The sequence below is a fragment of the Janibacter sp. HTCC2649 genome (assembly GCF_000152705.1).
Lineage (GTDB): Bacteria > Actinomycetota > Actinomycetes > Actinomycetales > Dermatophilaceae > Knoellia.
Window position 1 is genome coordinate 3,276,906 of the sequence record NZ_CH672413.1, and the last position, 12,308, is coordinate 3,289,213.

At 69.7% G+C, this 12,308-nt stretch carries 11 protein-coding genes; 4 read left to right on the forward strand and 7 right to left on the reverse strand.

All coding sequences use genetic code 11. The features are described from left to right. Nucleotides 1-22: 22 nt before the first annotated feature. Nucleotides 23-1,333, forward strand: a complete 1,311-nt coding sequence (locus JNB_RS15695; RefSeq protein WP_009777495.1) for a lactate 2-monooxygenase — start codon at nucleotides 23-25, stop codon at nucleotides 1,331-1,333. A 50-nt stretch (nucleotides 1,334-1,383) separates the two neighbouring features. Here the strand turns inward: JNB_RS15695 and JNB_RS15700 are convergent, their stop codons facing one another. Together JNB_RS15700 and JNB_RS21585 are read right to left on the reverse strand one after the other, a co-directional pair. Next, nucleotides 1,384-2,592 carry a cysteine desulfurase-like protein gene (locus JNB_RS15700; protein WP_009777496.1) on the reverse strand — a complete coding sequence of 403 codons (1,209 nt, stop codon included), beginning with the start codon at nucleotides 2,590-2,592 and terminating at the stop codon, nucleotides 1,384-1,386. Between the two features lie 28 nt (nucleotides 2,593-2,620). Continuing rightward, the gene (locus JNB_RS21585) at nucleotides 2,621-3,340 is read right to left on the reverse strand and encodes a hypothetical protein (RefSeq protein WP_009777497.1); all 720 of its coding nucleotides are present in this window, start codon (nucleotides 3,338-3,340) and stop codon (nucleotides 2,621-2,623) included. A gap of 152 nt (nucleotides 3,341-3,492) precedes the next feature. On the opposite strand from JNB_RS21585, the gene JNB_RS15710 reads away from it, so the two are divergent. Next, nucleotides 3,493-4,083 carry a hypothetical protein gene (locus tag JNB_RS15710; RefSeq protein ID WP_148232463.1) on the forward strand — a complete coding sequence of 197 codons (591 nt, stop codon included), beginning with the start codon at nucleotides 3,493-3,495 and terminating at the stop codon, nucleotides 4,081-4,083. Here JNB_RS15710 and JNB_RS15715 read toward each other — a convergent pair. Together JNB_RS15715 and JNB_RS15720 are read right to left on the reverse strand one after the other, a co-directional pair. Next, nucleotides 4,070-5,059, reverse strand: coding sequence for a hypothetical protein (locus JNB_RS15715; RefSeq protein WP_009777499.1), 990 nt, complete (start codon nucleotides 5,057-5,059; stop codon nucleotides 4,070-4,072). The genes JNB_RS15710 and JNB_RS15715 overlap by 14 nt on opposite strands. Then, nucleotides 5,056-6,492 (reverse strand): GuaB1 family IMP dehydrogenase-related protein, encoded by a 1,437-nt coding sequence (locus JNB_RS15720; RefSeq protein ID WP_009777500.1) that lies wholly within the window; start codon nucleotides 6,490-6,492, stop codon nucleotides 5,056-5,058. The genes JNB_RS15715 and JNB_RS15720 overlap by 4 nt, the downstream gene beginning before the upstream one ends. A gap of 40 nt (nucleotides 6,493-6,532) precedes the next feature. Here JNB_RS15720 and JNB_RS15725 point away from each other — a divergent pair, with 40 nt between their 5' ends. Then, nucleotides 6,533-7,786, forward strand: coding sequence for a DUF445 domain-containing protein (locus JNB_RS15725; protein WP_040883897.1), 1,254 nt, complete (start codon nucleotides 6,533-6,535; stop codon nucleotides 7,784-7,786). A gap of 100 nt (nucleotides 7,787-7,886) precedes the next feature. On the opposite strand, the gene JNB_RS15730 is transcribed toward JNB_RS15725, so the two are convergent. The 3 genes from JNB_RS15730 to JNB_RS15740 form a co-directional block, all read right to left on the reverse strand. Beyond that, nucleotides 7,887-8,645 (reverse strand): transcriptional regulator, encoded by a 759-nt coding sequence (locus JNB_RS15730; protein WP_009777502.1) that lies wholly within the window; start codon nucleotides 8,643-8,645, stop codon nucleotides 7,887-7,889. 209 nt (nucleotides 8,646-8,854) lie between these two features. After that, complete coding sequence (locus JNB_RS15735) at nucleotides 8,855-9,637, reverse strand: DUF1295 domain-containing protein (protein ID WP_009777503.1); 783 nt, start codon at nucleotides 9,635-9,637, stop codon at nucleotides 8,855-8,857. Continuing rightward, nucleotides 9,637-10,926: a cyclopropane-fatty-acyl-phospholipid synthase family protein gene (locus JNB_RS15740; protein WP_009777504.1), complete on the reverse strand. Its 1,290-nt coding sequence runs from the start codon at nucleotides 10,924-10,926 to the stop codon at nucleotides 9,637-9,639. Before JNB_RS15740 ends, JNB_RS15735 begins: the two co-directional genes overlap by 1 nt. 84 nt (nucleotides 10,927-11,010) lie before the next feature. Between JNB_RS15740 and JNB_RS15745 the strand changes: the two genes are divergently transcribed. Next, on the forward strand, nucleotides 11,011-12,297 hold the full coding sequence (locus tag JNB_RS15745; RefSeq protein WP_040885052.1) for an NAD(P)/FAD-dependent oxidoreductase: 1,287 nt from the start codon (nucleotides 11,011-11,013) through the stop codon (nucleotides 12,295-12,297). The last annotated feature ends 11 nt before the right edge of the window (nucleotides 12,298-12,308 follow it).

Here is a 12,308-nt window from a genome sequence, read left to right on the forward strand (position 1 = left end):
CGGTGCGGCTAACGTCGGCGGCATGGTGGATCCAGGGCCGGGACGTACTCGTCAGAGCGCCATCTATCGACGCGGCACTCTGGGGCAGCCACCGCGCGTTCCGACCGACCCCGACGAGCTCGAGGCACGCGCCCGCAAGGAGATGAGCGCCCAGGCGTGGGCCTACGTCAGCGGTGGGGCTGGTGCGGGCGCGACGGTTCGGGCCAACCGTGCCGCCTTCGACCGCTGGCAGATCGTGCCGCGCATGCTTCACGGCAACACCACCCGCGACCTGCGCACCGAGATCCTCGGCACGCCCCTCGCGGCTCCCGTGATGCTCGCGCCCGTCGGGGCCGCCGAGCTCGTGGCCCCGGACTCCGACCTCGACATCGCCCGTGGTGCAGCGGCGGCTGGCACGCCCTACATCTTCTCGACCCAGGGCTGCTCACCCATGGAGGAGACGGCGAAGGCGATGGGCGACGTGCCGTGGTGGTACCAGCTCTACTGGTCCGTCGACGAGGGCCTGGTCGACTCCCTCATCGGACGCGCGGAGTCCGCCGGCGCCAGGGCGCTCGTCGTCACCCTCGACACGACGATGCTCGGCTGGCGCACCCAGGACCTCGACCTCGGGTCGCTGCCCTTCAGCCAGGGCATCGGCATCGCGCAGTACACCTCCGACCCGCGCTTCATGGAGATCGTGCGGGAGCGTGTGGCCGCTGCCGATGACGCGCCCTCGCCGCTCGCCGGGACCAAGGGGGCGGAGAAGCTCATCGCTGCGGCCAGCGGCGCCAGGACCTTGCTCAACCAGTCGCGACGACACCCCGGCGGCACCCGCGACAACCTGCGTTCGGCGTTGCCGCGTGCCGCCGTGGAGACCTTCCTCGACATCTACTCGAACCCGGGGTTGTCGTGGGCCCACATCGAAACTCTGCGCGAGCGGACGCGAATCCCGGTGTTGCTCAAGGGGATCCTGCACCCCGACGACGCTCAGCGCGCCGTGGATCTGGGCATCGACGGGATCATCGTGTCGAACCACGGCGGGCGTCAGGTCGACCGATCGATCGCCTCACTCGATGCCCTCGTCGGCATCCGCGAACGCATCGGGCGCGACCCTGTGGTTCTCCTCGACTCAGGAGTCCGCACCGGCGCTGACGTCATGATCGCCCTGGCACTCGGGGCCGATGCCGCGCTCATCGGCCGACCGCACATCTACGGCCTGGCCCTCGACGGAGCCGACGGAGTGCGCGACGTCATCGACAACCTCATCGCAGAACTCGACCTGACCATGGGCCTCACCGGCGCGGCGACCATCGCCGACATCACCCGCGAGGCCTTCCTCACCACCACCCCCTGATCCTGACCCAGACCCAGCGCAACACGTCGGGGGGTTTGGGATGGGGTGGGTCAGGTGGTGGGGCTCAGGTCGGTGAGGGCCGTCAGCAGGCGGTCGATGTCGTTGCTGTCGGTGTAGGGCGCGAGTCCGACCCGGACCCCGCCGTCGTCGCCCAGCCCCAGGTGCCGTGAAGCCTCGATCGCATAGAAGTGCCCGGCCGGCGCGTTGACGCCGCTCTCGGCGAGAGCCCGGCGCACCTCCTGGGGTGACCTCCCCTCCACCGTGAAAAGAAGGGTCGGCGTGCGCTTGCGAGCATTCGAGAAAAGCCGCACACCCGGCATACCCAGCAGTCCGGCTTCGAGCCGGTCGAGGAGTCGGTGCTCGTGCTCCTGCAGCGCGTCGAAGCTCGCGAGGATGCGTTCGCGACGCGTCCCCGTGGCGGACGGGTCCAGACCGGCGAGCACGTCGACTGCGGCCGTGACGCCGGCCAACAGCTCATAGGGGAGGGTCCCGAGCTCGAACCGCTCGGGCACTGCATCACTCGACGGCAACAGCTTGTCCATCTTCAGTGTCTCGAGCAGCGCCGGCGAGGCGGCCACGACACCGAGGTGCGGGCCGAGGAACTTGTAGGGCGAGCAGGTCCAGAAGTCCACGCCCAGCGCGTCGAGGTCGACCGAGGCGTGCGCCGTCGCGTGCACCCCGTCGACCCAGTGGAGCGCGCCGACCTCGTGGACGGCTCGGGCGATCTTGCACACCGGCGGCTTGGTTCCGATGAGGTTGGATGCGGCACTGGTCGCCACGAGACGCGTGCGATCGGTCAGGAGTGACGTCACGGCTTCGGAGTGCAGCTCACCCGTGTCGGGCTCGAAGTCCGCCCACTTCACCACTGCACCCACCGACTCCGCGGCCTGGACCCACGGGCGGATGTTGGAGTCGTGGTCGAGGCGCGTGACGATGACTTCGTCGCCGGGCTCCCAGGTGCGGGCCAGGGCCCGCGACAGGTCATAGGTCAGGGCCGTCGCACTGCGCCCGAACACGACACCACGCGGGTCCGCCCCGAGCAGATCAGCCATCGCGGCGCGCGCCGCCACCACGACGCCCTCGGCTCGTCGCTCGCTCGCCGTGACCTCGCCACGGTTGGAGATCGCGGACACCAACGTGTCGCGCACGGCCTCGGCGACAGGGGTCGGCGTCTGGGATCCGCCGGGCCCGTCGAAGTGGGCCGCGCCCTCGAGCAGGGCGGGGAAGAGTGAACGGACCGCTGCGACGTCGTAGGTCATGACGTCAACGTACAGAGCGTCGCGACGATCAGGCGCAGGCCGGGGCCTTCGCGACCGTGGCGGCGGCCGCGGCATAGGCGGGCACGCTCTTCTGCGCGTAGTTCACTGCCCTGACCCACATCGTGAAGTAGGCGCCCTCATCGGTGTGGGCCTTCTTGTCCATCATGCGCAAGTGGGCGGACCACTCGTCCTGGACCCTGGTGCCTGTGGTCCGGACGGCGCCGAGGGCCTTGAGTCGCGTGGCGCAGGCGGTGATCGCGGCATCCTTCGGCGCGGTCTTGGCCGCGTTGCTGCAGGCAGCACCCGTCGCCATGAACGTCTTGGTCGTGGCCGCCATGGCCTTCTCGTCCGCGAGGCCGAACGCCTTCGACGCGGCATACTGCGCCTTCGTCTGGGCGAGGGTGTATTGGCCCGCCTTCTTCTCGAGGTAGGCGTCGGTGTGCGCCTTCCAGTGCGTGGCGGAGTTCTTGGCTGCGGCGGCGATGCCCTCGGCAGCGCTGACCTGGGCGACACAGGCTGCCTTCGCCTCGGCCACCGCTGCGGCCGGGTCGGGTGCGCTCGGCGACGGCGAGGCCGACGTGGTGGACGACGGCGTGGAGGCCGAGGTCGGCGACGCAGTAGTGCTCACGCTCGCCGAGGTGGTCGGGCCAGCAGTGGCCGAGCCCGGGTCGTCCTTGAGGATCGAGCCCATCGCCAAGGTGCCACCACCGGCGACGAGGACGACGCCTGCGACCACGACGGCGGTCACCAGACTGGCGTTTGTTCCTGAGTGTCTCCCCACCTGCCTCATGGTTCCAGCCGTTCGTTCGGCGGGAAGGTGAATGGCCCATTTGGTGTCCGTGATCTCGCAAATAGTCCGTTTGGGGCACGTCACACCCCCCTATGGCCTTGTATGTGGCCATGACAACCTCCACCGACAGTTCAGTGGAGGGGCGTTCGCCACGCCCATGGGCCTCGGCCATGCGTCAGGTCCAGTGGCGTTGGCACGCCGTCGTCTCCGCCGGATGGGCCCTCGCCCTGGCGATCTCGCCCCTCGTGAAGGCGTCCGGCGTCGGGCACGACGTGGCTCTGGCCGCCCACCTGATCGGTCTGGTCCTTGCCTTCGGCGCCGTCATGCTCGTGGACTGGCACGGGCTCGTCTGGCTGTCGGGACTGCGCACCTTCCGCGACTCGTTGCGCATCGGCGAGGCCGCGCATCCCCTCGTGTGGATGGGGTTGCTCCTCATCGTCGTCTCGGGGGCGTTCCTCGGCCCGGACCTCGGCGAACCCGTCGCGTGGATCAAGCAGCTGGCCGTCCTGGCCCTGGTCAACAACGGGGTGGCCGTGCGCCGCCTGGGCGCTCGGCTCAGCCTGCTCAAGCCGCGGATCTATCGGATTGCCGACCTACCTCGCCATCACCGGATCGCCATGATCGTCACCCTCGTCGTCTCGCAGGTGGGGTGGTGGACGGCGGGGGTCGTTGGCTTCCTCGCGACCCTCAGTCGCCGCTGACCCAGGAGTAGCGCCGCACCGTCCCACCATCGAGGACGGTGAGCCCCGTGTCATCGATGCGCAGGGTGCGCAGCGGGTCCCGACTGACCACCTTGCCGGTATGCCGTCCGCTCACCTCGAGCGTCGGCCTCCCGTCTCCGAACGGCCACCACCACACGCCCGAGCGCGTCGAGGTGGTCCTCGTCGTGGCTTGGGCGACCGTCGTGGGTGTGGTCCCGGCGCCTGCCGCGGGGCAGGGGCCCGGGATGGAGGCGCTCGTCGTGCGGTCGAGGGTCTGGAACGTTGTGCGCACGCACTGCCCGCCCGAGGCGGTGCTCAGGGTGAGGGCGCCGTCGCGACCGACCGAGGCGGTGGCGGCGGGCCGCAGCACCACCCGGCTCGTTGTGGGGTCGACGAGCAGGAGCGTGCCATCGGCGGCGGTGAGGACCCCGACGGTCGGCAGGTTGCCGTCCGTGCCGACCGTCGGCCTCGACGTGCCGGTTGCCGTGGGCTGAGGGGTCTGCCACGACTCCTTGCCGTTGTTGTCCACCCCGAAGAGCCGGCAGGCGACCGGTGTCCCGCCGCAGGCCTGCACGACCGTCACTGACGGCGCCGCGGCGACGAGGGCGATCTGGTGGGCCGGAGGTCCTTGCCACGTCCAGCGGGAGCGCCCGTCGAGTCCGGCTCCGTCGAGGGTCGATCCGTGCAGGACGACCAGTCGACTCGCGCCGATGGCTGGGGTGCCGTCGGACACCGAGCCGAGCGTGATCCGCGTGCCACTGACGAGGTCGATGGCGACGGTCTTGTCGCTCCCCACGAGGGCGCGACCACCGAGCACGTCGCCGCGCACCGCCGTGGTCTCCCACTCGCCGTCGAGTCCCTGGGTCCCCGGTGTCGTGAGCCAGCCGACCACGACGGCGAGGGCGACCACGAAAGCCGCGAGGACGGCATACGCGATCGGTCGACGTGAGGCGACGCGCACGACGGCCCGGGTCACCAGGACTGGTGCAGTGGGCGGCCCTCGGCGAAGCCGGCGGTGCTCTGGATGCCGACGGTGGCGCGCTCGTGGTACTCACCGAGGGTGCGCGCCCCCGCGTAGGTGCAGCTGCTGCGCAGACCGGCGATGATCTCGTCGATGACGTCCTCGACCGAGGGGCGGGCCGGGTCGATGAACATGCGGGCCGAGCTGATGCCCTCCTCGAACATCGCCTTGCGGGCGCGTTCGTAGGCCGTGTCGGTCGCGGTCCGGTTGCGGACGGCGCGCGAGGACGCCATGCCGAAGGACTCCTTGAACTGGCGGCCCTTCTCGTCACTGAAGAGATCGCCGGGGGACTCGAGTGTGCCCGCGAACCACGAGCCGATCATGACGTTGGACGCTCCGGCGGCGAGGGCGAGCGCGACGTCGCGAGGGTGACGGACGCCGCCGTCGGCCCAGACGTGCTTGCCGAGTTCCCCTGCAGCAGTGGCGCATTCGAGCACGGCGGAGAACTGTGGGCGGCCCACGGCGGTCATCATGCGGGTGGTGCACATGGCGCCGGGACCGACACCGACCTTGACGATGTCGGCGCCAGCCTCGATGAGGGCGCGGGTTCCGGCGGCGCTGACGACGTTGCCGGCCACGATCGGGACCTGCGGGTCGAGGTCGCGCACGGCCCTGAGGGCGTCGAGCATCTTCTGCTGGTGTCCGTGGGCGGTGTCGATGACGAGGACGTCCGCGCCGGCTTCGAGGAGCTGCGAAGCCTTGGCGGCGACGTCACCGTTGATGCCGACGGCCGCCCCGATGCGCAGCGCACCGTTGGCGTCGACAGCGGGGGAGTAGAGGTTGGCGCGCAGGGCCCCGAGCCGGGTGAGGACGCCGACGAGGGTGCCGTCGGCGGCGACGACGGGTGCGAGTCGACGCCGGCTCTCGTTGAGGGTGTCGAAGGCCCGGACCACGTCGACGTCGTCGCGCACGGTGACGAGCTCGCGGGACATGACGTCGCGCACCTGGACGAAGCGGTCGACCCCACCGAGGTCCTTCTCGGTGACGACGCCGATCGGCAAGCCGGCTTCGGTGACGACCGCGGCGCCGTGGGCGCGCTTGCCGATGAGGACCTGAGCCTCGCCGACGGTCGTGTGCGGGTCGAGGGTGATGGCGGTGTCGAAGACGAGGTGGCGCTGTTTGGTCCAGCCGATGACCTCGCTCACCACGTCGCGCGGGATGTCCTGCGGGATGATCGTCAACGCTCCGCGGCGGGCGGTGGTCTCGGCCATGCGCCGGCCGGCGATCGCGGTCATGTTGGCGACGACGAGCGGGATGGTCGTGCCCGTGCCGTCGTCGGAGCTCAGGTCGACGTCGAGGCGGCTCGTGACATCCGACTGGTTCGGCACCATGAACACGTCGTCGTAGGTGAGGTCGAACTGGGGCTGGAGGTCGTTGAGGAAATGCACGTGACCACTGTAGAAGGCGGCGTGTAGCAGGATCGGACCTGTGAGTCTCCTAGCCCCGTCCCCCGCCGATGCGCAGCGTCGCGTCGGCCTGCGCCGCATGCGCGTGCTTGCCCTCGCTCTGCTCGTGCTCGCCGCGATCGTGTATGCCGTGACGTTGCGTCACGAGACCGGCTGGCTGGGGTACGTGAACTCGGGGGCCGAGGCGGCCATGGTCGGTGCGCTGGCGGACTGGTTCGCGGTGACTGCGCTCTTCCGGCACCCGCTGGGTCTGCCCGTGCCCCACACGGCGATCATCCCGAAGCGCAAGAACGAGATCGGGCGCAACCTCCAGGACTTCGTCACCGAGAACTTCCTCACTGAGCAGATCGCTCGTGAGCGCCTCACCGCGGCCCGGGTCGGGGAGCGGCTGGGGTTGTGGCTCGCCGAGGCCCCGCACCGGCAGCGGGTGATGGCCGAGGTCGTGCGAGCGACGCGCGCTGGTCTGGGTCGCATGTCCGATGACGACGTGCGCGAGGTCATCGAGAAGTTCCTGCTCCCGCGACTGGCGACCGAGCCGATCAGCCCCATTGCCGGGTCGTTGCTCGAAGGTGTGATCGGTGAGAAGACCCACCACGGGTTGGTCGATCTCGGGCTGGAGCAGCTCCACGACTGGCTCAAGGACAACCCGGGGACGTTCCAGGCCGTCATCGGGGAGCGCGCGCCCTGGTGGTCGCCGCCGTGGGTGGACGACAAGGTCATCGGCTGGAGCTATCAGCAGGTGCTCACGTGGCTGCACGACATCCGGATCACTCCCAACCATCCGGCACGCCTGGCGCTCGACGACCTGCTGGCGCGGTTGGCCCAGGACCTGCAGACCGACGAGCAGGTCATGGAGCAGGCCGAGTCACTCAAGGTTCGGCTGCTGTCACACCCGCAGGTGCCCGAGACGGCGGTCGGGTTGTGGAACTCGCTCAAGGGCGCCCTGGAGGTGGCCATGGACGACTCGCAGTCCTACCTCCACGTGCGCGGCGACGAGCTCCTCGAGCACCTGGGGCAGCACCTGGTCGAGGACGAGGAATGGCGTTCGCGGCTCGAGGGGCACCTCGGCGAGGCCGTGTCGTTCTTCGTGAACACCTACGGGTCCGAGCTCGCCGAGGTCATCTCCGTGACGGTCGAGCAGTGGGACGGGCGCGAGGCCTCGGAGCGGATCGAGCTCCACGTCGGCCGCGACCTGCAGTTCATCCGGATCAACGGCACGATCGTCGGCGCTCTCGCCGGCATCGTCATCCACGCGCTCAGCACCACCCTCACCTGATCACCTGATCACCTGATCACCTGATCGGCTGGACAGGCTCGGACTTCCGTGGTGTCCGGTTGGGGCTGCGGCTTGCGTCGTCCTTTGGGACAGCGCCCTCCTACCGTTGGTCGATCCACCTCGGTACCTCGCGATACGCAGGCACGTCTGGAATGAAGTCCGGGCCGACGGTGGACCATTGGGGTGCCACCTCGCCGGGAGTGAGGGCCTCATGGGTGTGCCACCACCAACGGGGGCCCTCTGGCGTGTGCACCGGCACCCGGTGCCCGGCCAGCCGCCGCTCCCCGCCCCGAGCCTGCGCGGCAATTTCTCCAAGATCCCAGTCCTCCGGCTGCATCACCATCCCGCCATCGCGGACCGACACCACAAGGGAGAGCCTTCCCGCGGCCAGGACCGCGCGAACAACCGACAGCTTGAGGGCCGTCGGGTCGTTCTGGGCCCGGCTCAGAGTCATGCGAGGGACCCCCATCGACTCGGCGAAGAGTCGCATCGACACCCCCGAGGCCTGAACGACCTCTCGGATGGTCGCTGCCAGGGAAGCGCCGGTCCGGTCGACGAGCTCGGCTGCGATGCATGCCTTGATGCCGTCCGGGACCACGGCCAGCCCGTACGCCGTGGACTCCAGTCCGGCGAGCACGGCGCTGAGGCGCAGGTCGCCGGGACGCGACTCAAGGCGGGCGATGAACGCGGCAGACAGGCCGCGGTGATCGGCATACACGCGTTGGCTCTCTCGCCGCCGAAGGCGGTCTCGGCGCAGGGCGCACCCGATCATGTCGTCGCTCGTCAGGTCCCCTCGCGAGGACTCGTCGAGCAGTTCGCGTGCTTCCTGCTGCGCGCGTCGATACCCCTTCATGGCCACCCCAGCATCGTTCGTTCCGTCAGGCTTGCATGGGGTACCGACAAGCTGGGCGAAGCGAGGTGTCCCAACGCACGGCGCAAGCCGCAGTGGCGGGGATGGGGTCAGGTGTCCCAAAGGACGACGCAAGCCGCAGTGCCGGGGGTGGGGTCAGGTGTCCCAAAGGACGACGCAAGCCGCAGCCCCCACGGGGGACCGAGACAAGCCGGAGTTCAGGCGGATTGGCGTGGTGGGCGGGGGAAGAACATCGAGGTGCGCTGCATGTACTCGGAGTAGCCGGGCCGCTTGGACATCTCGGACTCCAGCAGCCGCGCTCCCGTCGCGAAGGCGAGGAAGTAGGTCATGATCACCGGCGAGAACACCGTCAGCACCGCCGGCCAGACCTCGGCTGAAATGACCCACAGCCCCCACCAGACGGCGGCGTCGCCGAAGTAGTTCGGGTGCCGCGTCCACGCCCACAGACCGCGGTCCATGATCTTGCCCTTGTTGGCCGGGTCCGACTTGAACCGCGCCAGCTGGGCGTCGCCGATCGCCTCGAAGCCCACGCCGACGACGAACAACGCCACTCCGAGCGCCGCCACCCAGCCGAGCGGCTTCGCACCTGCAGCCGCCGCGACCTGCAGCGGCAGGGAAACGACCCAGGCAGCAAGCCCCTGGACCACGAAAACCCTGCGGACGGCATACCCGAAACGCTTTTCGGGCGGCGCCGCGGAGAGCAGCTTCTCGTAGCGCGGGTCCTCATCGGCGCCCAGCGCCCGGCGCCGGATGTGCCAGGCCAGGCGCACCCCCCACACCGTCACGAGCACCGCGAGGAGCAGCGACCGAGCTCCCGGGCTGAAGAACGTGCAGACCCACGCGATGACGACGAAGACGAGACCCCACGCGATGTCGACGACGCTCACCTTCCCGAGCCGCCGGGCGATGAGCGCCGTGACGCCCATGACGACGGCAGCAGCGACGAGGCAACTGAGGGTGACGAGCAGGAAGCGATGCATCAACGCACCGTGTCATGCGCGACGGGCGCTCCGCCGGACCGACGCGACAGGATCTGGTCGACACCCATGCGGCCATCACGGAACGCCTGGCCACTCCCGACGAGGTACAGCCGCCAGATGCGGGCGACCTCCTCGCCGACGAGCTCGACGACGGCCGCCCAGTTCTTCTCGAACGTCTCGCTCCACGCGTCGATGGTCCACACGTAGTGCTCGCGCATCGCATGGACGTCGCGGACCTCCAGCCCACCCGCCTCGATCAGCTCGACCGTCTCGCCGACGGGTCGCATGTGCATGTCGGGCGCGATGAACGACTCGATGAACGGCCCGCCGCCGGGGTGGCGTCCGCGCCGGGACATCTGCTGGATGAGGACGTAGCCTCCCGGCTTCACCGCTTCGCGAAGAACAGCGGCGTATGCCGGGTAGTTGCCCTGTCCGACGTGCTCACCCATCTCGATCGACGCCACGGCGTCGTAGGGACCGTCGGACACCTCGCGGTAGTCCTGCAGCCGGATCTCGACCCGGTCCTGAAGCCCGCGCTCGCGGACCCGGGCGTCGATGAACGCCTTCTGCTCCTTGGCGATGGTCACTCCGGTGACCTGCGCGCCGTAGTGCTCGGCGGCATACAGGGACAACGATCCCCAACCACAGCCGACGTCGAGGAACCGCGAACCCTCGTGGAGCCCGATCTTGCGGCAGATGAGGTCGAGCTTGGCGGACTGCGCCGACTCGAGCGACTGCTGCGTCCGGTTCGGGTCTCCACTCCACCACCCCGACGAATAGGCCATGTGCGGGTCCAGGAGGAGCTCGTAGAACGCGTTGGAGAGGTCGTAGTGGTGGCTGATCGCCGACCGGTCACGACCGAGGGAATGGAGCCGACCGCGCAGACGGGCCTGGCTCGAGGGCGCCTCGGGGCGACCACCGAGTGCCCCCACCTCACGGGCGAGAGCGATGAGGCGCGGGGCGGTGCGGGCGAGGGTGCCAGCGCTGAGGCCGCTCACTCCCCGCTCGGCGAGGGTGGCCCGAGCCAGGTCCAGCGCCTCGCCGACGTCACCCTGGACGTCGATCTCACCGGTCACATAGGCCTGGGACACACCGAGCTCACCCGGCGACCACAACAGCCGCCGCAGCGCCTGCGGTGAGCGCAGAACGAGGACCGGCCCCTCCTCCGGTCCCGCTCGTGAGCCGTCCCATGCCCGCAGCCCCACGGGAAGCGGCCCACGCAGGAGGGGGACCAGTGCGTCGGCGATCCGGGGGGCGAGGTCAGGGGATGAAGTGCTCACGATCAGCATTCGGAGGAGCCTCCCGCGCGGATTGGGTGCTCGGGAGCAAAGATGAACCCAATCCAATCCCACCCAACGCGACGAATGGACAGCATGACCTCGACAGACGCTGCCCCACGCACTGCTGTCGTCGGCTCCGGAGTGTCCGGGCTGACGGCCGCGCACGTGCTCTCGCAGCACCACCGCGTCACCCTGTTCGAAGCCGACAACCGGCTGGGCGGGCACGCCCACACCCATACCCTCGAGACCTCCGACGGGGAGGGTGGCGTTCGTGTCGACACCGGCTTCATCGTCCACAACGACCGCACGTACCCCCACCTGCAGCGGCTGTTCGGTGAGCTCGACATCCCCGTGCGCGACACCGAGATGTCGATGTCGATCCTCGACCCGGCGAGTGGCCTCCAGTACGCCGGCGGGCGCGGCATCACCGGGTTCCTCGCGCGCCCCCGTCAACTGCTGTCGCGCGACTTCCTCACCATGTTGCGCTCGGTGCGCCGTTTCCACAGGGAGGCGACCGCCTACCTCGCAGCGACCGACGACGAGGACCAGACGACCTACGGCGAGTTCATCGCCGCGCGCAGCTTCCCGTCGAGCTTTGTCGAGCTGTATGCCGTGCCGCTCGTCTCGTGCGTGTGGTCCAGTGGGCGCGGCGACGCCATGGACTACCCGGCGCGCTATCTCTTCCAGTTCCTCGAGCACCACGGAATGCTCAGCATCACCGGGTCGCCGCAGTGGCGCACCGTCGTGGGCGGCTCGGCCACCTACGTCGAGGCGCTCGCCGCGCGACTGACCGATGTGCGCCGCGGGCAGGGTGTCCTCGGGATCGAGCGCGACGACGACGGAGTCACCATCACGACTCGCGCCGGAGACGAGCGCTTCGACAGCGTCGTCATCGCCACCCACGCCGACGACGCCCTGCACCTCCTGGCCGACGCAACCCCCATCGAGAAGGAGGTCTTGGGCGCCTTCCGCTACTCGCGCAACGAGACCGTCCTGCACCGGGACGAGTCGCTCCTGCCGTCCGCCTCGTGGGCCCGCGCCTCCTGGAACTACCGTGTCGCTCGTCCGGGCCACGACGAGGGCACGACCGGGCCGGTCGTCACCTATGACATGACCCGACTGCAGGGCCTGCCGTCCGGTGACCCCCTCTACGTCACCCTCAACGCGACCGCCCTCATCGACCCGGCCAAGGTCATCGCGGTCATGGACTACGCCCACCCGATCCACGACCTGGACGCGGTGCGCGCCCAGCGTCGGCGGGATGAGATCACGACCTCGCGCACGGCCTTTGCCGGCGCGCACTGGGGCTGGGGTTTCCACGAGGACGGCTGTCGCTCCGGTGTCGAGGCGGCCGAATCGCTGGGGGTGCAGTGGACATGACCGCTGGCTCC